This window comes from Deinococcus detaillensis (assembly GCF_007280555.1).
Classification (GTDB): domain Bacteria; phylum Deinococcota; class Deinococci; order Deinococcales; family Deinococcaceae; genus Deinococcus; species Deinococcus detaillensis.
Genome location: NZ_VKDB01000025.1, coordinates 24502 through 43712 on the forward strand (window position 1 = coordinate 24502; position 19211 = coordinate 43712).

Consider the following 19211-nt stretch of genomic DNA (forward strand, 5'->3'; position numbering starts at 1 on the left):
ATACGTGTTAGAGCAGATGGGAGTGGAATTGGTGGGGTGCTTTTCCACACCAATGGAACGGACAAATGCTCTAAGGCCACAGCCGGTCAATCCAGTCGGCGGGATTGGTGGCCTCGCCGCGCACCCGGACTTCGAGGTGCAGATGCGGCCCCTCGGAGATGCCGGTGGTGCCGACTTTACCGATGACGTCGCCGCGTTTGACGCTTTGACCGACTTTCACCAAGATTTTGGATTGGTGGAAATACAAACTGCTGATTCCGCCGCCGTGATCAATCATCACCAAGCCGCCGCGCACCGGATACATTCCGGCGATGACCACCGTGCCGTCATTGATGGCCTTGATGGAGCTGCCGAGTTTGGCGGGAAAATCCGCGCCGTAGTGGTACGTGACTGGACTGCCGGGCGTATAGGTACGGCTCTGGCCGAATGACCCCGGAATGACCGGATTGGGCAGCGGCGCGGCAAAGGGCCTGACCCACAGCGGTAAGCCGCGATTCAGGTAAGCCTTGTTGACCATGGCGTCCTCAGCGGCTTTACCCGGATCAGTCAGTTTTTTGGCGACCTGCGGCGAGAGCTGCAACTTGACCACTGGGCCGCGTGCTTTGCTGGTCAGCGGAATGATGCCGCGCACCACTTCGCTCCCCAGTTTGATTTCCACGATCACGGGGGTGGTTTTGCCCAGCACCACCCGCCCCGGCACCACGTAGACCCCCGCCGCGCCGGAAGGGGTCAGCACTTCGTTGGGCTGGCGCACGTCCTCACTGAGTTCGCTGGGAAAGCTGACCTTGACCTGTTCAGCGCCCCCGCCGGTCAGCTTGATGATAAAAGCGTCGCCCATACTCAGCTGGCTGGGCAGCTTGACCTCAACGTCACCGACTTTAAAGGTGCTGCCGCTGCGGATGGTGACGGGAGGGCTGCTCGGCGTGGGAGGCAGCGTTTTGGTAACGATGAGGGTGGGCGGCGGCGCAGTGGGCGGTGCAACTGGCTTCTCGGCGGGTTTGGCCGGTTCAGCTGGCGGCGTGAGCGTAAAGCCGGAGGGCGGAGTGGCGGCAGGTTTGGGTAGTGTAGCGGGCGACGGCGGGGCCGTTGGCAAGCGCTCGGCAGTACTCAGGCGCAGCTGCTGACCAAGCGCCAGATTGTCGGAGGTGAGGTTGTTGAGGCGGCGCAGGTCTTCTACTTTCAGATTGTTATTGCGGGCCAAACTGTAGAGCGTATCGCCCTTTTTGACGGTGTATGCGCCCGCCGCGCCGAGCAGGAGCAGTGCCAGAGGAACGGTGAGCAGGGTGGCCTTCATCAGCCGAGCATAACGGCCTGAGATGAGCTTCACCCCTCATCAGGTGAGAGCCAGCTTAAGGCCGCTGGGCCGATGTCGAGCGCTGCGCTTCAACTTTCCAGCGTTAAAGTGACTGGGCCATCGTTGACCAGTGAGACGCTCATGTGCGCTCCAAACACGCCTTCATCCACCTGCACACCCAGCGAGCGCAAGGCAGCATTGAACTCGGCGTACAGGGCTTTGCCTTGTTCCGGCGGCGCGGCTCCCAGAAAACTGGGGCGGTTGCCGCGTGAAGTATCGGCGAACAAAGTGAACTGCGAAATGCTCAGTATGCCGCCGCCTATGTCGGCCAGGGAGCGGTTCATTTTGCCGTTGTCGTCATTAAAAATTCGCAGCTTGACCAGTTTGGCGGCCAGTTGACGGGCCGTCTCGGGGGTGTCTTGAGGAGCGACGCCCAGCAGCACCAGCAGGCCCGCTCCGATTTGGCCAGTCACCGTGCCGTCTACTTCGCAGCTCGCCCCAGTGACCCGCTGAACCACGGCCCGCACGTTAGTTGTGCAGCCGTTCGCGCAGCGAGGTTACGGCGTTGCTCAGCACCTCGGCTTCGGTGAAGTCTAAATTGCCTCGCGTTTTTTCGGCCAACATGCTCAGGAGCTTTAAGGATCGGTCAGCGGTCTGTCGGGCACGGTCGGCCGCCAGCAGGCCGTCACGGTTGGCGCTGGCCGTGGCCGCGTTGATGTCGCCCAGCGCCGCCTCAGCAGTGGCCTGAAGCGAGTGAACGAGGCCGAGGAATTCAGGATTTGCCATGAGTGAATGGTAGCAAGGTGGACGTGGGCTGTGGGGAGAGCAGGCTCAGTCTTGTCCTGCTGGCGGAGTTTCCTGCAGGGCCTTCAGCAAACGGGTATTCAGTGCGGTGAGCGGCAGCCAAACGTAGGGCCAGCGCTCGGGTCACCGGAGACAATTCTGCGGTTTGCTCCAGTTTGGGCGGAAAAACCCGGGTCAGGCGGTTACTGATCTGTAAGATAGTACTTGTGCTTGAGAATCTGACCGAGTCGACGCTGACCAAGCTGCTCGCCGCCCTGATCCAAATAGATTCCACCAACCCTTCTTTAATCGCTGGCGGCGTGGGTGAAGCGCCGATTGCCCAGTTTGTGGAAGATTGGCTGACCCGGCGCGGGATAGAGGTGGAGCTCGATCAAGCCGCAGCAGGCCGCCCAAGTGTGGTGGCGCGGGTGCGTGGGCAAGGCGGGGGCCGCGCGCTGCTGCTCAATGCCCACTTGGACACGGTCGGCACGGCCAATATGCCGGACGCGCTGACACCCCGTATTCAAGACGGGCGGATGTACGGGCGCGGCAGCTACGACATGAAAAGTGGGCTGGCCGCCTGTCTGTTGGCGCTGCTGGACGCCCAGTCGGCCAACTTACGCGGCGACGTGATTTTGACGGCGGTGGCCGACGAGGAACACGCCAGCATCGGCACCAGCTCGGTGCTGCGGCGGTTAAGTGCCGACGCCGCCATTGTCACCGAACCCACCAGCTTGAAGCTGTGCGTGGCCCATAAGGGCTTTACTTGGCACCAAATCAAAACCTTTGGCGTGGCCGCGCACGGGTCAAGGCCCGATCTGGGCAGCGACGCCGTCGCCCAGATGGGCAGGGTGCTGGGCAAACTGGAAGCCTTGCAAACTGAGCTGGAACGCCGCCCCGCTCATCCACTCTTGGGCCACGCCTCTGTTCACGCCTCGACCATTGCGGGCGGTCAAGAACTCTCCAGTTATCCAGCAGAATGCATCTTGAACTTGGAGCGCCGCACGCTGCCCGGTGAGACGGCGGAAGCCGTGAGCGCCGAGTGGGAGGGCATTTTGGCTGAACTCTCAAACTCCCCGGACTTCAAGGCCGAGCACCGACTCCTGCTTGCCCGTTCAGCCTTCAGCGTGCCGGGTGACGCGCCCATCGTGCAAATACTTGAGACGCAGGCCGCACAGGTCTTGGGTCACGTGCCGGAGCAAATCGGCCTGAGTTTTTGGATGGACTCGGCGTTGATCGCTGGTGCGGGCATTCCCACCGTTATTTTCGGGCCACACGGCGGCGGAGCGCACTCGGCAGCCGAATGGGTAGACCTTGAGTCGGTGGAGCAGTGCAGGGCCATTTTGAGTGGGGTGGTGCGGGCGTTTTGTGGATAGGGGGTGTCCGCTTGACTCCCTTCTCCCCGTGTTTTTGCTGCCCATTTTGACTGCCCAAGCACAACCGCCCAATCACCCCAGAGGAATCCCATGATGCAACCCGCCGACGCCGCCCGCATCTTTGTCAATCCTCGGCCGCGAACCTTTGAAACCCCGGCTCAGACCGGCCTGAGCGACTTTCACCGCAAATTGCCGTTCTACGCGCCGACGCCGCTGGTCAGTGCGCCGTACGTGGCCGCTGTGCTGGGCGTGCGGCAGGTCTGGGTCAAGGATGAATCCAGCCGCCTGGGACTGCCTGCTTACAAGATTTTGGGTGCGGCTTGGGCCACCTACAGGGAACTCGAAACCCGCTTTGGCCCGTTCAAGCCGTGGGAAACGCTGACTGACTTGCGTGGGCAACTGCCGCCCGCGACTTTGGTGGCCGCCACCGACGGCAATCACGGCAGGGCAGTGGCCCGCATGGCGCACTGGCTGGGGCTGGGGGCGCAGATTCTGGTGCCGAGCGACATGGGAGCGGCCCGCCAAAATGCCATTCGCAGCGAAGGTGCGGGTGTAGAGGTCGTCGACGGTTCTTACGATCAAGCGGTCAGCGCCGCCGCCAAACTGGCAGATGACACCCACCTGGTCATCAGCGATACGGCCTGGGAAGGCTATCAGCGCGTACCGGCTTGGGTCATCGCGGGCTACGGCACGATTTTTGGCGAAATAGATCAGCAGCTCGCCGCGCTGGGAGCCGATCAGCCGAGCGCCGTGGCCGCGCAAATGGGCGTCGGTTCGCTGGCAGCGGCGGTCATTCAGCATTACCGCGCCGCCGAGAGCACCCACGTTCTGGGCGTAGAGCCGACGCAGGCCGATTGCGTGCTGCGCTCATTGGAGGCGGGCCAACTGGTCGAAGTGGCTGGCCCTCACCGCTCCATCATGGCGGGGCTGAACTGCGGCAACACTTCGCCGCTGGCGTGGCCGCTGCTGCAAGGTGGCCTCAGCGCGTCGGTGGCGGTGCCGGACGAACGGGCCGAAGAAGCCATGCGCCTGCTTGCCGCCAGCGGTGTCGTGTCGGGCGAAAGCGGCGCAGCAGGCCTAGCTGGTTTCCTAGAACTGCTGAGCGGGCGTCACCCCGCTGCGGCGGTGGCCCTCGGCCTGACCCAAGACAGCAGTCTGCTCATCATTTCCACCGAGGGCGCGACCGATCCCGAAACGTACTGGCGGATCGTGGGCTAAGTAGAACAACGTTTATCTTTAGATAAACCGAGCAAAGCGGGCAGGCCCAATAGGTGCCGTTCTGCCCAAGACGCGAGAAGGTGGAAAAGTACGGCCAGATGGGAGTGGAGGGATGGAGCGTTTTTGGCGGAATCCCAAAACGGTAATCTGGCCGTACTTAGAATTTATACCGAAACCAATTCCCGCTTCTGCCGCTTGGCGACTTCACTTCTGACCAGCGGCGCGACCTGTGTGCCGTACAACTCAATCGCCTTCATGATCTGGGCGTGGGGAAGCGTGCCGACACTCATCTGAAGCAAAAAGCGGTTGTGGTCAAAGATCTCGTGCTGATACAAAATCTTCTCGGCCACCTGTTCGGGGTCGCCCACGAAGTACGCGCCGCGCAGGGTGCTGGAAGCGTCGTATTGCTGGCGGGTCATCTTGCTCCAGCCGCGCTCCTTGCCGATGGCGTACATGGCGGCGGCGTGCGCCGGAAAAGACTCGTCACGGGCGGCCTGCGAGGTTGCAGCAATGTAGCCGTGCGAGTTGATGCCCAGCTTGAGTGCGGCAGGGTCGCGCCCGGCCTGCGCCGCCGAATCGCGGTAGAGGTCGGTGAAGCCTTTAAACTGCTCGGGCATTCCGCCGATGATCGCCAAGGCCAGCGGAAGGCCGAGTTGCCCGGCTCGCACTGCTGAAGCGGGGGTGCCGCCTACGGCCAACCAGATCGGCAATTCATCTTGCATTGGGCGCGGATAAATGCCCACATTCACCAGCGCCGGGCGGTATTTCCCCGACCAGGAAATGCGCTCGGAGTCACGCAGCTCAAGCAGCAAGTCCAGCTTCTCGGCAAACAGTTCATCGTAATCGCGGGGCATTCCGCCAATGAAAATGGGGAACGACTCGGAAAAGCTGCCGCGCCCGGCCATGATTTCGGCGCGGCCACCCGAGATCAAATCCAGCGTGGCAAAGGCCTGAAACACCCGCACCGGGTCTTCGGTGCCCAGCACGGTCACGGCGCTGGTCAGCCGGATCGTTTTGGTTCGGGCCGCTGCTGCCGCCAGCACCACCGCCGGAGTGGACACCAGATAATCGGCGCGGTGGTGCTCGCCGATGCCGTAGACGTCCAAGCCCACTTGATCGGCCAGCTCGATTTCTTCCAGCAAATCGCGGACGCGCTGCTGCGGACTGACGGTCAGGCCCGTCTGGGTGTCGGGCGTGCGCTCGCCGAAGCTGTAGAGGCCGAGTTCAAAGGGAATTGGAGTGGAATCAGACATGGGTATGGCCTCCGGAGCCTAAGATATAGGTTGTTATATACATCAGTTTAACAAATAAACTGGAAACAAGCAAGCCCCACCAGACCAGCAAAACGGCAGCTACCGCTAAGGGCGCTGCCGTGTCCGTTGGTAAAAGCTGAGAGTTAAGTACGGTCAAACTGGCTGAGCACCTGCTCGGTGCGGGCGTTTTTGACGCGGTTGACGAGGCGCTCATATTCGTGGCGGTCGCGCAAGCTCTTGGAGAGTGTCAGGGTGCTGGCCGTCAGAAAGAGGGTGCCCATGTAGAGGTAGCCGCGAATCCACCAATCCACCGGCAAGAAGTAAATACCGATCAGCATCAGCGTCATGCTGGTGACAAAACCGATCCAGATAAACGACATCCAAGACGAAGAATCACCTAATACGTCGGGGTTGGTGTGGGCTGCACTCATAGAAAACCTCGTTGGGGAAAAGCGCTTGATGAACGGAGTTGGAAGAGAAGGCGCGAAAGGGCGAATGTCCCTGCCCTCTTACCTTACACTGACACTCTGTCAAATGACAATATGTCAGAGGAAAGTGAACAAAGGCTCAAAGGCATTCTTAGACTCAGTTCATTTTTCGGTTTCTCTCCCGCGCTGGGCAGCTAGAACAGCGTTTCTTGGCCTGACTCTGCTCTCAAGTCGCCCAATCCCTGCGGCGTTTTGCCGTCCAGCACGGACCGCACTTCTTTGATGTCTTGCCAGGTCAAGCTCTTGGGGCCGCCGACGGCGCGGGTGTCGTTGCGCAGCAAGTAGGCGGGGTGAAACATCGGCATCAGGTAAGCCGAATACAGGGCCTCACGCTGCCTGTAGTCATGCCAAACGCCGCGCAGCTTGGTGATGCCCTGACGGGTTTGCAGCAGGTACTGGGTGGGCGTGTTGCCCAGCGAGACGATCACGCGGGGGCGCAGCAGGGCCAGTTGCGGCTCCAGCCACAGCGAAGTGCAGGTCTCACTTTCCAGCGGCAGCGGCGTGCGGTTGCTCGGCGGGCGGCATTTGACGATGTTGGTGACGTACACTTCGTCCCGGCTGAGCTGCACGGCGCTCAGAATCTTGTCGAGCAGTTGGCCGCCGCGCCCCACGAAAGGCCGCCCGATTCGGTCTTCGTCGCCGCCCGGCCCCTCGCCAATGATGACCAAATGGGCCTCGGGGTTGCCGTCGCTGACAACGACTTGGGTGCAGCCTAGGCGCAGCTCACAGGCCTGACAGCTTTTGTTTTGCTCAGCGAGCGCGGCGAGTTGAGCGAAATCAGCGGAAGGCAGATTCATGCCTAAGCGGTCACGTCAGATCGGGACGGGTCGGACGGAGCTTGAGCAGCGTCGGCCAGCATCGCGCCGAGCTTGGGGCGCTGGCTGCGCGACTCGCGGCGGGTGCGCGGGTCGAGGGCAATCATCAAGAAAAAGTTCTCCAGACCGTTTTCGCGGCCCTTAATCTCGGCGTATTCGTTTTCTGGCGTGCCGGTCGCAAACGGCAAAACCCGGTAGAGGCTCAGCGCGTATTCGATCACGTCTTCGGGGGCGTGTTCGGCGGCGTAGACTTCGAGTTCGCCGTAAAGGGTGCGCCGCGCTTCGGCGTGGGTGCGGAAGGCGTCGGGGTACGGCGTTTCGGCGGCCCGCAGCAAATCCTGGCGGGCAATGCGGCGGTAATGCTTGAGGCCTTGCAAGAGCTGCTCGGTGGTCATTAGGCTTTTCACAAGGGGTTTCCTCTCAAAGTTGGGTGGGGTTGTGGGGAAGGGGCGGGGTCAAGCGCTGAACTGCCTCAGAGTCTAGCCTTTTGAGGGCGGGAAAGAAGGGGGAGCGGCGGTTTGTATCTTGCGTCTCCCGCTCCTCTAAACTGCTGATCGATGCCTGTCCGTGCCGCTTTGTTGCCCGCTCTCCCGCCTCAACTGGCCCGCCTCGTCAAGCAGTGCAGCGCCCAGCGTAATGATTTACCCGCGCAGGGCACCACCTTTTACCGCGCCGTCCACACCACCGAAACCGGCGGCTTGTTCGCTCTGGAGCGGGCCGGAAGTGTGGGCGTGCTGAGCTTGTACGCCGACTTCAGCGCCGAGCAGGAAGTGGAGTTGGCAGCGGCCTGCGCTGAACTGGGGCTGAGTGGCCTTTATCTCAAGCGCCGCCCGCGTGAGGCCCGCCACGCCGCCAATGTGGAGCGCGAATGGCTCTCGCCGCCGCAGCCGATTTGGGGCCAGGACTTGCCGGAACTGACGGCGCTGGAAAATGGCGTGCCGTACCTGATTCGCCCCGGCCACGACCTGAGCATCGGCCTATTCAGCGATGCCCGCCCCGCCCGCGCTTGGGTGCGGCAACAAGCACAGGGGAGTCGGGTGCTCAACACCTTCGCGTACACCTGCGGCTTCGGGGTCAATGCGGCGCTGGGCGGCGCAGTCAGCGTCAAGAATCTCGATCTGTCGCGCAAGGTGCTGAGCTGGGGCCAGGAGAATTACGCCCTGAGCGGCGTCACCACCCCCGACACCGATTTCGTTTACGGTGACGTGTTTGACTGGCTGGGGCGGCTCGGCAAGCGCGGCGAACAGTTCGACTTGGTGATTCTCGACCCGCCGAGTTTTGCCCGCAGCAAGGCGGGCGTCTGGCGCAGCGAGCGCGATTATGCCCGCTTACTGGCGCTGGCGGCCAGCGTCACCGCGCCGGGCGGGCAGGTGCTGGCGCTGTGCAACCACGCTGGACTCGCTCCCGCCGCCTTTGACACAATGCTCAGCGCGGGCGCGGCGCTGGCCGGCAGGCGAATGAGTGTTACGGCCCGCTTCGGCGCGGGTCAGGATTACCCGGGGGCTGAGCACCTTAAAGTGCGGGCGCTGAAACTGGTCTGAGCCTGAGCTGCCTTCACTCTGAGGAGTCCTCACCCCAAACAGACAACCTGCCTGCTCCGTTTGCCGCCGCGCAGTACCCTGAAGTTATGACCGCCTCCGCGACCCATTCCGAACAGCTTCAAGCCGACCTGACCGCGCCCTTGCGCGTGCTGATCTGCGACGAGATGAACCCTGGCAACCTCGACTTTCCCGGCTTCGAGCTGGAATACGAGGGCAACTTGCCGCGTGAGGAAACCCTGCGCCGCTTGCCCGACTTCGACGCGCTGATTACCCGCAGCCGTACCAAAGTCGATAAAGAGCTGATCGACGCCGCTGGCCCGCGCCTGAAAGTCATTGGGCGCGGCGGGGTGGGCGTGGACAACATCGACCTCGACTACGCCTCGTTGCGCGGTTTGCTGGTGCTGAATGCCCCCGAGAGCAACAATGTCTCGGCGGCGGAACTAGCCGTCATGCACCTGATGGCCGCCGCCCGTGGCCTGACCCGCAGCGACGCCAAAACCCGCGCGGGCAACTGGGACCGCAAGTTCCTCGGCCTCGAACTCAAGGACCGCACGCTGGGCATCATCGGGCTGGGGCGCATCGGCAGCATGGTGGCCGATAGGGCGCAGGGCCTCAAGATGAATGTGGTGGCCTACGATCCTTACGTGCCAGACAGCAAATTCGAGCGCCTGGGTGTCAAGCGGATGATAACGCTCGACGAGTTGCTGGCGCAGGTGGACGCGGTGACGGTTCACACCCCGCTGACCGACGAAACGCTCGGCATGTTGGGTCAGGCTGAACTCGCCAAGCTGAGGCCCGGCTCGATTGCCGTGAACGCGGCGCGGGGCGGCATCATCGACGAGCAGGCGCTGGTGGACGCCCTGAGGAGCGGTCACCTCTTCGCGGCGGGCATCGACGTGTTTGTGGACGAGCCGCCCACCCCCGAACACATCTTTTTGCACGCCCCCAACCTCGGCATCACCGCTCACTTGGGGGCCAACACCGTCGAAGCGCAGGAGCGGGTCGGCGCGGAAATCGTGGGCCGGGTGCTGGCCGCGCTGAAAGGCGACGTGAGCCGGGGAGCGGTCAACGCGCCCTCGCTCGATCCCAAAACGATGGAAGCGCTGGGCGGCTATATGACGCTCGGCGAAAAGCTGGGCCGCATTCTGGCGCAACTTTTGCCGGGAGCCAGCGACGTGGAGGTGACGTTCCGGGGCGACTTTCCCGCCGATCCTGCGCCGGTCCTGACCAGCGTGCTGGTGGGCTACTTGTCGGGCAGCACCGACGAGCGCCCCAACATGATCAACGCCCGCGCTCTGGCCAAAGAACGCGGGCTCTCGGTGGCGGTGCGCGAGCAGACGGACAGCCCCGATTACCAAACTGAAGTGATCGTCAAAGTCACTCAGCACGGCGCAAAAGAGCGCTCCCGTACGGTGGGTGGAACGGTGTTCGGCAAGTCGCCGCGCCTGACCCGCCTGCGTGATTTCAGGGTTGAATTGGAACCTGAAGGCTACATCCTGATCGCTTCCAACGAAGACAAGCCCGGCGCAGTCGCCAAGCTCAGCAACTTGCTGGGCACCTGGGGAATCAACATCGCGGGCATGGCCCTGGGCCGCGCTCAGAAGGGCGGGCAGGCGCTGTTTACCCTGACGCTGGACGACGCCCTCAGCCCCGAGCAACTCGACGCGGTGAGGGCATTGGACGTGATCGAATCGGCGTATCTGGTGCGGGCCTAGTCCTTACAAGCGCTTGACCGGCACCTTGATCACCAGCGGCGCGTAGCCTGTAAAGTTCAGCGTCAAAGTGACCGTTTCGCCGGCCTGCGGCACGCGCTTCATCCTGTAGAGCATCAAATGGTCGCCGCCGGGACTCAGCGTCAGGGTCTGGCCTGCCTTGATGATCATGGTGGGCAAATCTTTCATACCGGTCATTCCGGCCATGCCTTCCATTTTGGTTTGCTGCATCGGCGTGACTGCCCTGCTGACATTGGACGTGCCGCCGGTCAACTTGAGGGCCGCTTTGCCGGTGTTGGTGATGCTCAGGTACACGCTGCCGTCTGCCGTGCCGGGCGGGAGCGCTTGAACGAAGGCTCCGCTGATTTTGACGGGTGCGGCGGGCAGTTTTTTGGTGCTGGTCGCGGATTGAGCGGGCACTAGCATGGTCATACCGGGCATGCTGTGGTTTTGGTGGGCCTGCGCTGCCGGAACAACTGTCAGCAGGGTCAGGGCAAAAAAAACAGATTGACGAGACATCTAAAAACCTCCAGAGCGAAAGAAAAATGGTCGGGGTCAGCTTTGGAAGGGAGGTGGAGCGCGGGCTTCGGCGTGCCGCAAGGTGAGCAGATGCGGCGGGTGGTAGGGGAAACTCGAAAAGTCGGCGTGCTTGGCCGTATCCACCCACAGCTCGACGCCCTGAGTCTCCAGTGCGAAGGCGGCACTAAAGCAAAACGGGCAGTGGCGGGCGTGGCTGTGCGCTGACTTATTTGGGGCGCTGGATGGGGCGTGGGCTGAATGGTCGGCCTGATCCATCTCCATGTCGGCCATTTCGCCGCCCATGTCCATATTCCCCATGTTCATCGCCATGCCTGCCACCGCCTGCAAACTCAGCGAGCCGCTCAAGTGGTCTGGCTCGCGCAGCAGGTAGGCAAAGGAAGCGGCCAAACACAGCAGCGCCGTCCAAAGCCGGAGCAGACGTTGTTTGGCCGCAGGGGTCACGCGCTCAGGGTAGAGCGCGGAGGTGAGGCGTGATGTCCTTAGAGCTTGAGCGCCGCGTTCAGCTCGTCCCGGAAGCCCTTGGCGGCTGCACCTGCCGCGTCCACGTCCAGCGCACGGGCGTACTGAATGCCCCGGCTGGCACTCACCACCGCGCCCGTGCCGTCCGGTAAGAAGGCGGCGGCGAGGTCGGCCGCTTTGGCCCCCTGTGCTCCCAGCCCCGGCAGCAGCAGGAGCGCGTGAGGCATGGCCGCCCGCCACTGCGTCAGTTCCTGCGGATGCGTCGCGCCCACCACCGCGCCCACACTGCTCAACTCGCTGCCGCTCCGCTCCACTTCGTCCTGTCCCAGCCGCGCCACCACTTGCGCCACCCGCTCCGATACGCCGCTGCCCTGAAAGTCAGCTTGACCCGGATTGCTGGTCTTGACCAACACGAACACCGCGCCTCCGTTGGTCTGCGCCGCTTCCACGAACGGTGTCAGCGTTTCAGCGCCCAGAAACGGATTGACAGTCAAGGCGTCGCCCGCGTGATCGCCCATCAGCCACGCCTGCGCGTAGGCCGCCGCCGTGGAGCCGATGTCGCCGCGCTTGCCGTCCAGAATAATTGGCAAGTCGAGTGAGCGGGCCGCTGCGCAGAGGTCTTCGAGGAGTTGCATGCCCCACAGGCCCAGCGCTTCGTAAAAGGCGAATTGCGGTTTGACGCAGGCGGCGTAGGGAGCACAGGCGTCCAGCACCGTCAGGGTGTGCTGCCGCAGGGCGTCGCGGCTCTCGTAAGCGTCCAATCGGGGATCGAGGCCGAGGCACAGGTGGGTGCCGAGAGTGAGGCTGCGTTCGGTGAGGCGCTGGGCAAAGGGAGTGGGAGTCATCTTAGGGACTCAGTTTAACCTGACCGCTTGGCACGCCCGTCACCAGCACTTCATATTTGCCGGTCACGTAGACCTTGAAGCCGTGCTTGTGCAGGTGACGGCGCACCAGCGCCACGTCAGCCATCAGCAGCGACAGATCGGGGTCGCGGAAATTGAGCATCCGTGCGCCGTAACGCAGCTCGCCGCCAGCGTAGCGGGCATTGGGAAAACCGAGAATCAGACTGCCCCGCCCGTTCAGGTGGTGCTTGGTGAGGCCGCGCAGGGCCACGTCCAGATTTACCCCGCGACTTTGCAGCACGCTGAGGGCCACGATCAGATCGAAGCGGCCCAAGTCCAAGTTCAGCGCGTTCACGTCGCCCACTGCAAATCTCCAGTTGGGCCAGCGCTGACGGGCCAACTCCAAAGCACTCTCGTCCGTGTCTACGCCGACGACTTCAAAGCTGAGGTCGGGATAAGCCAGCGCCAGCGCTTCCAGTTCGCGGCCTGCGCCGACGCCCACGCTCAAGAGGCGTGCGCCGTCAGTCAGCTTGGCCCGCTCCAGCGCTTCCGTGAAGCTTTGCAAAAACCACGCATCTTCCAGCTTGTTGACGCGCTGAAACTCGCTGCCCGCGCCGTAGTGGCCCTCACGCAGCAGCGGCGGCAAGCGGCTCAGGGTCAATTGCACCCGTCCGCCTTCCAGTTTGGCGGGCGTCAGCAGCTGTGCGCCCAGCACCTCAGCGATGTCCAGCCACGCCGCGTAAGAGCGGTGACGGCCCGCCACGCTCACCTCGCCCGCGTACAGGCCCGTACCCAAATCGGGATCGGGGGCGCTAAACGTGACTTCGCCTACTGTTTCCAGCGCTTGCCGGAGGAGCGGCAGGACTTCGCTCAGCGGCTGGTCAGCAAACATAAACACCTGCCCAAGATGACAGATTAGGGCGGCCCCTGTTCTGTGCGCCGCAAGCTTGTTAAGCTGACTTGGCGCTTGGCGGGCATGTGAACACTCCTCTCCAGGTCTGTTCTGTGAGACACACCCCGCCCAAAAGAAGAGCAGCGCCGAGGCAGACATGCGGAAGTTTTATACCTCAGAATCGGTTTCCGAAGGCCACCCCGACAAACTGGCCGACTTCATCTCCGACAGTATTCTCGACGAGTTTTTGCGCCAAGAACCCAGCAGCCGCGTCGCGGTCGAAACCCTGCTGACCACGGGCATGGCCGTGGTAGCGGGCGAAGTCACCGCCCACAGCGCCCATGTGGACGTGCAGCGGGTGGTGCGCGAGGCGGTCAAACTTGTCGGCTACACCCGCGCCCACTACGGCTTTGACGCCGAGTACAGCGCTGTGCTGGTGGCGCTCCACGAGCAGAGCCCCGACATCGCGGGCGGTGTGAACTTCAGCGAGGAGTGGCGCGGCATGAGTGAGGCCGAGCGGGCCGATCCGGCCAACGCCCACAGCATGATCGGCGCGGGCGATCAGGGGCTGATGTTCGGCTACGCCACCGACGAAACGCCCGAACTGATGCCGCTGCCGATCAGCCTCGCCCACAAGCTGACCCGCCGCCTCGCTGAGCTCCGCAAAGCCGAGATCGTGCTGTACCTGCGCCCCGACGCCAAAGCCCAAGTCACGGTGGTGCGCGAAGACGGTGATACTTGGGTCGATACGGTGGTCATTTCCACCCAGCACGATGAGGAAGTTTCGCAGGAGCAGATTCGCGCCGATATGGAAGCCCAAGTCATCCGGGCCGTGATTCCCGCCGAGTACCTGCGACCCGAAACCAAGTTTTTTATCAATCCGTCCGGCAAATTCGTGATCGGCGGGCCACACGGCGACACCGGCCTGACCGGGCGCAAGATCATCGTGGACACTTACGGCGGAGCAGTTCCGCACGGCGGCGGGGCTTTCTCCGGCAAAGACCCCACCAAGGTTGACCGCTCGGCGGCGTACTACGCCCGCTATATCGCCAAAAATCTGGTGGCGGCGGGCCTCGCCAAAAAAGCGCTGGTGGAAGTTGCCTACGCCATTGGCCGCGCTTCTCCGGTGTCGCTGCGGGTGGATTCCTACGGCACTGGCAAGCTGAGCGACGAGGCGCTGGCCGACTTGGTGCGCCGCCATTTTGACGCCCGTCCGCAGGCCATCATTGCTGAGCTGGACTTGCTGCGGCCTATTTACGCCCAGACCGCCGCTTACGGTCACTTTGGCCGCCCCGAGTTTCCCTGGGAGCAGCTCAGCAAAGTAGACGTGCTGAAGGCGGAAGCGGAAGCGCTGGTCTAAGCGTTTTTGAAACAAAGAATAAACCGGCCCCAGAGAGAGTGAGTTTCTGGGGCCGGTTTATTGTTGCGTCTCTCTGTCTCGGCAAGGAGCCGTGCCAGTCTCCCGTAGGGGCGAGGGGTAAAGCTAAAGCTCAAAATCTCCATTCAACCTTTGCCTTCCGGTTTCATGGGCTGGCCCAGTCTTAAGCGCGGCGGCCAAAACGCAGCCGAAGGCCCAACTGTGGAGAACGCGGGAGGAAGCGCCCACGAGTCACGCCGCGAAGACACAGTGCCGAGCGCAGCGACTCGCTCCCTCGCCCCACTGGGGCGGGGGCTGGGGCGCTCTTTAACACCCTGCCAAATTCACCGAAGGCAAGAAGCTAAACGCCCCAGCCTCATCAGCTTTTCAGTGTCAAGCGAGGTCGGGGCGCTTTGAATTTCCCGACCTCGCTTAGCTTCAACGCCTACAGCAGCATTTCCCCAGCTTCCGCTTTCCGCAGCGGCAAGTAGTGCGGCTTCCAGAAGCGGCGTTCTACGAATGAGGCCAGCTCCTCGTCGGTCAGGTTGCGAACCCGCTTTTCGGCAGCCACGCCTTCAAAAATGGCTTGGCGAGCCACCCGCACGGCCACCTTGATCGACACCTCGCGGATAACAGAGATCGGCGGATAAACCAGCCCACCGTACTGAACGGTTTCGTCGGCCAGCGTTTCGGCGGCGGCCATAATCATGCTGTCGGTGATTTCGCGGGCGCGGCTGATAATCGCCCCGAAGCCCAGGCCCGGAAAAATGAAGGCGTTGTTGCCCTGCCCAATCGGATACGTCACGCCGCTGAGTTCCACATCGGCAAACGGGCTGCCCGAAGCGACGATGGCGGCTCCGTTCGTCCAAGTCAGCACGTCGGCAGGCTGGGCTTCCACATTGGCGGTGGGGTTGGACAGCGGGAAAACAATGGGCTGAGCCGCGTTGGCGTGCAGCGCTTCCACGATGGGTTGGCTAAACAGGCCCGGCACACCCGATAAGCCCAACAAAGCGGTGGCTCCGCAGTTCTTGACGGTTTCATACAAGCTGGGCCACTCGCCGCTGACCGTCCAGCCCTCAACGTCGGCGGGCGTTTTGGCAAAGCTGAGCTGGTGGTCTTCGAGGGCCTGCCCGTGCATCAGCAGGCCGTAGCGGTCAATCACATAGACTTTGTTGCTCGCCTCGGCAGGACTCAGCCCCGCCCGCATCAGGCCGCTGCGAATCATGCCCGCCACGCCGATGCCGCCCGCGCCCGCGCCGACCACCACAAAGACCTGATCTTGCAGCCGCTCGCCCTTGAGCCGAGACGCGCTGATCATGCCCGCCAGCGCCATTGCCCCGGTGCCCTGAATGTCGTCGTTGAAGCTGGGAATAACCTTGCGGTAGCGGTTGAGCACATGAAACGCCGTGCCACGCGCAAAGTCTTCCCACTGGATGATGGCCTTGGGGTAGCGGGCCGAAACGGCTTCGACAAAACTGTCGAGAAATTCGTCGTAGGCGGCTCCGGTCAGGCGGGTGTGGTGAACGCCCAGGTAGAGCGGATCGTCGATCAAATCTTGGCGGTTGGTGCCCACGTCTAGCTCGACCGGTAAGGTTTTGTCGGGGCCAACGCCGCCCGCCGCCGTATACAGGCTGAGCTTGCCAATGCTGATGGCCATGCCGCCAAAGCCCTGATCGCCAATGCCAAGAATGGCGCTGGAATCGGTGGCGACGATCATCCGCACGTCGTCCAGCGGCACGTTTTCCAGCATTTCTTCCACGCGGTCAACATCTAAAGTGCTGACTGACAGTCCGCGTGGGTAGCGGTAGATGTGCGAAAAGACCCGCACCGCTTCGCCCACCGTCGGGGTGTACAAAATCGGCAGCAATTCTTCGAGGTGATCGGCCAGAATGCCGTAAAACAGCACCTCGTTGCGGTCTTGCAGCGCCCGCATGAATTCATGCTTGTCGAGGTCGGTGACTTGCTGGAGGTAACGCTGAAAGGTGCGCTGCTTTTGTTCCTCGAAGGTGGAGGTGTGCGGCGGCACCAAGCCTTCTAGGCCCAGAAAGCGCCGCTCTTCGGGGGTAAAGCCGGTGGACTTGTTGAGCAGCGGAATATGCAGCAGTGAAAAGCCGGTGACTTTGACACTGAGGTAACGGTGCCCATCGGGGCCGCGTTTGACATCGTAGTAGCGCGAGACTTGAGCCATGCGCCAGTCTAGCTTGAGCGTGGTAGTTAGATGGCTAAGTAAGCGGCCGGCTGTCTGGTTCTAGACTCGGTGCAACTTCTTCTAAAATGGCTTCGGTGTCGTGCAGGCGCTCGGCGTCCACGTAGAGGTGGCCGTCACGGGTGCGGCGGTAGAGGTCGGCAAAGCGGTGATTCCAGCGAAATTCGTGGATTTTGTAGCTGCTGCGGGCGTGAATGTTTTGCTGCACCGCTTCGTCTACGGCGCTGAACACCACCATGATCTCGGCGTCGGCCTCGCGCAAAGCCTCCAGCGTGGTGTGCCAATACGGGCTGTCTTGGGTAATCGGGTGCACCACTGTCCACGCCAGCGGAAACAGCGTGACTTCTGCGCGTTCGAGTTGCAGCCGCTTAAAGTGCCGCACCCGCCGTCCATCCGGCAGGGTTTTAAACTGGGTATGTACCGCTTCGACTTTGGCGTTCATCAGTTGGCTGCGCCGCCCGTTGATGAGCCGGAACATCAGCGCTTTGCCGCCTTCAAACGGCGCGATCACCGCCACTTGGCTAAACAAAATCCGGCTTTGCGGCCTTGAGAAGCGGGCAAACAGCACGCCGGTAGCCAGCGCCACGCCCAGCAAGCTGACAAAAGCTTCCGCCGTGACCACCGTGTTGGCCGCCACCGACAGCGGATACACGTGGCCATAACCGATGGTGCCGAACGTCTGCACGCTGAAAAAAAAGCAGGCCAGATAGCGCCCCATGCCCATGAGAGGTTCTTCGCTGAGTGCGCCGCTGCCCAGCCCGAAATAAATCAGGCCGAACAACGCATTGAGCGCCAGATACAGTGCGCCCATCGTCAGGAAAAACAGGTTCCACGGCACCGTCAGCAGTGCGCCGTAAAGGCTGATGGACTGCCAGCCCATGCCCCGGCGCTGCACATTGAAGCTGCCGTCTTTGTTGAGAAACCGCTCGCCAGACTGCTCGGCCACCACCCGGCCCAAACCGAGATCGTGAGGCGTTTCGGTGAGTTTGGGGGAGTCTTGTCCGGGCGGTAGGGGAGCGGTCATCTCCGCGAGTTTAGTCTGGATAAGCGGCCCTGACCGCGCTGAGCCACGTCTGTGCGATCAGCAAGTGCCCCGCTCCCGACGGATGGACTCGGTCAGGTGCCCAGCGCTGCGGCGTACTGGCGTCCACTGCGGCGTCGAAGGCGGGTTGCAGCGCCACCAGCACGGCTCCGAATTCATCAGCCAACTCGCCGACGATGCGGGCGCGGTTCTCGACTTCCAGGCGCATCGGGTCGGCCTTGTCGACTTCCACCAGAAATGGCGTGACGAGCACCAAGCGGCACTCTAAAATGCTGGCTTCACCCAGCAGGCCGCGCAGGGTCGCCCGGTATTCTTCTGCGTTGACGGCCTGATTCGGCGCACCGTCAAAGCTGCGCCATACATCGTTCACGCCAATTTTGACGCTCAGCAGGTCGGGCTTCAGGGCCGTCACGTCACTTTGCCAGCGTTGCCGCAGATCGCGCACGGTGTCGCCGCTGACGCCCCGATTCATGAACTCAATCGGGCAGGCTGGATCGTCCACCAGCAGTTGCTCACGAATCCGCGAGACGTAACCGTCGCCGTAGCCCTCGGGGTCTTCGCGCCGCCCGGTGTCGGTGATGCTGTCCCCGATAAAGACCCAGCGCTGCGGCTTGTTCGCTGCGGCAGTCATCCGTTTGCCCCAGTCATCTCGCCCGCCACCCGGCTGAGTTGCTTGTTGGCTCCCTCGCTCACCACGCCGCCGTGATAGGTCACGATGGTGTTCACGTCCAGAGCGGCCATCTTGCTCACCGACTCGCTCGCCGCCGTCATGTCGGGCGTGACCTGCGCTCTGGGTGCGCCGAGCTGACCCTGTTCGGAAACCAGTGCGTCTCCGGTGATCAGCGTCTTGCTGCGCTCCAGGTACAAGCTGGCGTGGCCGAAGGTGTGGCCCGGCGTCGCCACCACCCGCACGCCCCCGGCCAGCGGCAGCACCTCGCCGTCCCTAAGGGCGCGGTTCACTTTGACCTGTACCGGCGGCAGGGCCGACATCCGGCGGATCATCTCCTTGCGCGGCTGCGGCACAGTGGGGTCGGCCATCATCTGCTCGACCTGCTCCGGCTTGGGCCTTTTTTGCGGCCACTCGTCACCTTCTATCATTGGAATCTCGCGCTCCAGCGCCCAGATCTGTGCGCCACTGGCCGCGATGATCGCTGGCAGGCTGCCGATGTGGTCGAGGTCGTGGTGGGTCACGATGACCTGCTTGATGTCTTGAAGACTCAGTCCATGTGCGGCCAGTTCGGCGTTGATGGCGTCTTCCATACCCGGCACTCCGGCGTCCACCAGGGTATGCCCGGCCGTATCTGATTAGCGGCTTCCGGCGCTCCCGTCCAAGGACGAGGGTGCTGCTGTTAAGCTGTGGCGCATGGCTGGGACGCTGAGAGAACAGGATCTG

The 19211-nt window shown here is 62.7% G+C and carries 20 protein-coding genes; 5 read left to right on the forward strand and 15 right to left on the reverse strand.

From position 1 onward, the window contains the following. Positions 1-70: 70 nt before the first annotated feature. From FNU79_RS15800 to FNU79_RS15810, 3 genes are all read right to left on the reverse strand, one after another. On the reverse strand, positions 71-1294 hold the full coding sequence (locus FNU79_RS15800; RefSeq protein ID WP_143721761.1) for a peptidoglycan DD-metalloendopeptidase family protein: 1224 nt from the start codon (positions 1292-1294) through the stop codon (positions 71-73). An 89-nt stretch (positions 1295-1383) separates the two neighbouring features. Further along, positions 1384-1821, reverse strand: a complete 438-nt coding sequence (gene dtd / locus FNU79_RS15805; RefSeq protein ID WP_143721762.1) for a D-aminoacyl-tRNA deacylase — start codon at positions 1819-1821, stop codon at positions 1384-1386. Position 1822: 1 nt separating this feature from the next. After that, complete coding sequence (locus FNU79_RS15810) at positions 1823-2080, reverse strand: DUF1844 domain-containing protein (protein WP_124869555.1); 258 nt, start codon at positions 2078-2080, stop codon at positions 1823-1825. A gap of 224 nt (positions 2081-2304) precedes the next feature. Here FNU79_RS15810 and FNU79_RS15815 point away from each other — a divergent pair, with 224 nt between their 5' ends. Beyond that, complete coding sequence (locus FNU79_RS15815) at positions 2305-3453, forward strand: ArgE/DapE family deacylase (RefSeq protein ID WP_225430122.1); 1149 nt, start codon at positions 2305-2307, stop codon at positions 3451-3453. A gap of 90 nt (positions 3454-3543) precedes the next feature. Further along, positions 3544-4671 carry a diaminopropionate ammonia-lyase gene (locus FNU79_RS15820; RefSeq protein WP_143721763.1) on the forward strand — a complete coding sequence of 376 codons (1128 nt, stop codon included), beginning with the start codon at positions 3544-3546 and terminating at the stop codon, positions 4669-4671. Positions 4672-4835: 164 nt separating this feature from the next. On the opposite strand, the gene FNU79_RS15825 is transcribed toward FNU79_RS15820, so the two are convergent. The 4 genes from FNU79_RS15825 to FNU79_RS15840 all read right to left on the reverse strand — a co-directional run bounded on the left by FNU79_RS15825 (position 4836) and on the right by FNU79_RS15840 (position 7634). Then, a complete protein-coding gene (locus FNU79_RS15825) occupies positions 4836-5924 on the reverse strand; it encodes an LLM class flavin-dependent oxidoreductase (RefSeq protein WP_143721764.1) in 1089 nt (362 codons plus the stop codon). A gap of 143 nt (positions 5925-6067) precedes the next feature. Continuing rightward, on the reverse strand, positions 6068-6355 hold the full coding sequence (locus FNU79_RS15830) for a YiaA/YiaB family inner membrane protein (RefSeq protein ID WP_124869542.1): 288 nt from the start codon (positions 6353-6355) through the stop codon (positions 6068-6070). Between the two features lie 191 nt (positions 6356-6546). Further along, positions 6547-7209 (reverse strand): uracil-DNA glycosylase, encoded by a 663-nt coding sequence (locus FNU79_RS15835; RefSeq protein WP_143721765.1) that lies wholly within the window; start codon positions 7207-7209, stop codon positions 6547-6549. A gap of 2 nt (positions 7210-7211) precedes the next feature. Continuing rightward, a complete protein-coding gene (locus FNU79_RS15840; RefSeq protein WP_143721766.1) occupies positions 7212-7634 on the reverse strand; it encodes a hypothetical protein in 423 nt (140 codons plus the stop codon). Between the two features lie 150 nt (positions 7635-7784). On the opposite strand from FNU79_RS15840, the gene FNU79_RS15845 reads away from it, so the two are divergent. Together FNU79_RS15845 and serA are read left to right on the forward strand one after the other, a co-directional pair. Further along, positions 7785-8768, forward strand: coding sequence for a class I SAM-dependent rRNA methyltransferase (locus FNU79_RS15845; protein ID WP_143721767.1), 984 nt, complete (start codon positions 7785-7787; stop codon positions 8766-8768). 86 nt (positions 8769-8854) lie between these two features. After that, positions 8855-10483: a phosphoglycerate dehydrogenase gene (gene serA, locus FNU79_RS15850; RefSeq protein WP_143721768.1), complete on the forward strand. Its 1629-nt coding sequence runs from the start codon at positions 8855-8857 to the stop codon at positions 10481-10483. Positions 10484-10486: 3 nt separating this feature from the next. Here serA and FNU79_RS15855 read toward each other — a convergent pair whose 3' ends face one another. Genes FNU79_RS15855 through FNU79_RS15870 form a run of 4 tightly spaced genes read right to left on the reverse strand, consistent with a single transcriptional unit; the run spans position 10487 to position 13213 of the window. Then, positions 10487-10999 carry a copper chaperone PCu(A)C gene (locus tag FNU79_RS15855; protein WP_143721769.1) on the reverse strand — a complete coding sequence of 171 codons (513 nt, stop codon included), beginning with the start codon at positions 10997-10999 and terminating at the stop codon, positions 10487-10489. Positions 11000-11035: 36 nt separating this feature from the next. Continuing rightward, positions 11036-11461: a DUF2946 family protein gene (locus FNU79_RS15860; RefSeq protein WP_143721770.1), complete on the reverse strand. Its 426-nt coding sequence runs from the start codon at positions 11459-11461 to the stop codon at positions 11036-11038. Positions 11462-11499: 38 nt separating this feature from the next. Beyond that, positions 11500-12324, reverse strand: coding sequence for an orotidine-5'-phosphate decarboxylase (pyrF, locus tag FNU79_RS15865; RefSeq protein ID WP_143721771.1), 825 nt, complete (start codon positions 12322-12324; stop codon positions 11500-11502). Between the two features lies 1 nt (position 12325). Continuing rightward, a complete protein-coding gene (locus FNU79_RS15870; protein ID WP_143721772.1) occupies positions 12326-13213 on the reverse strand; it encodes a class I SAM-dependent methyltransferase in 888 nt (295 codons plus the stop codon). Positions 13214-13370: 157 nt separating this feature from the next. Between FNU79_RS15870 and metK the strand changes: the two genes are divergently transcribed. Then, positions 13371-14573 (forward strand): methionine adenosyltransferase, encoded by a 1203-nt coding sequence (gene metK, locus FNU79_RS15875; RefSeq protein WP_143721773.1) that lies wholly within the window; start codon positions 13371-13373, stop codon positions 14571-14573. Positions 14574-15015: 442 nt separating this feature from the next. On the opposite strand, the gene FNU79_RS15880 is transcribed toward metK, so the two are convergent. Genes FNU79_RS15880 through FNU79_RS15895 form a run of 4 tightly spaced genes read right to left on the reverse strand, consistent with a single transcriptional unit; the run spans position 15016 to position 19102 of the window. Continuing rightward, positions 15016-16758, reverse strand: coding sequence for an NAD-dependent malic enzyme (locus FNU79_RS15880; RefSeq protein WP_143721774.1), 1743 nt, complete (start codon positions 16756-16758; stop codon positions 15016-15018). 34 nt (positions 16759-16792) lie between these two features. Next, a complete protein-coding gene (locus FNU79_RS15885) occupies positions 16793-17800 on the reverse strand; it encodes an ion channel (protein WP_143721775.1) in 1008 nt (335 codons plus the stop codon). Between the two features lie 10 nt (positions 17801-17810). Continuing rightward, on the reverse strand, positions 17811-18449 hold the full coding sequence (locus tag FNU79_RS15890; RefSeq protein ID WP_143721776.1) for an SGNH/GDSL hydrolase family protein: 639 nt from the start codon (positions 18447-18449) through the stop codon (positions 17811-17813). Continuing rightward, a complete protein-coding gene (locus FNU79_RS15895; RefSeq protein ID WP_263862376.1) occupies positions 18446-19102 on the reverse strand; it encodes an MBL fold metallo-hydrolase in 657 nt (218 codons plus the stop codon). Before FNU79_RS15895 ends, FNU79_RS15890 begins: the two co-directional genes overlap by 4 nt. Positions 19103-19211 lie beyond the last annotated feature (109 nt).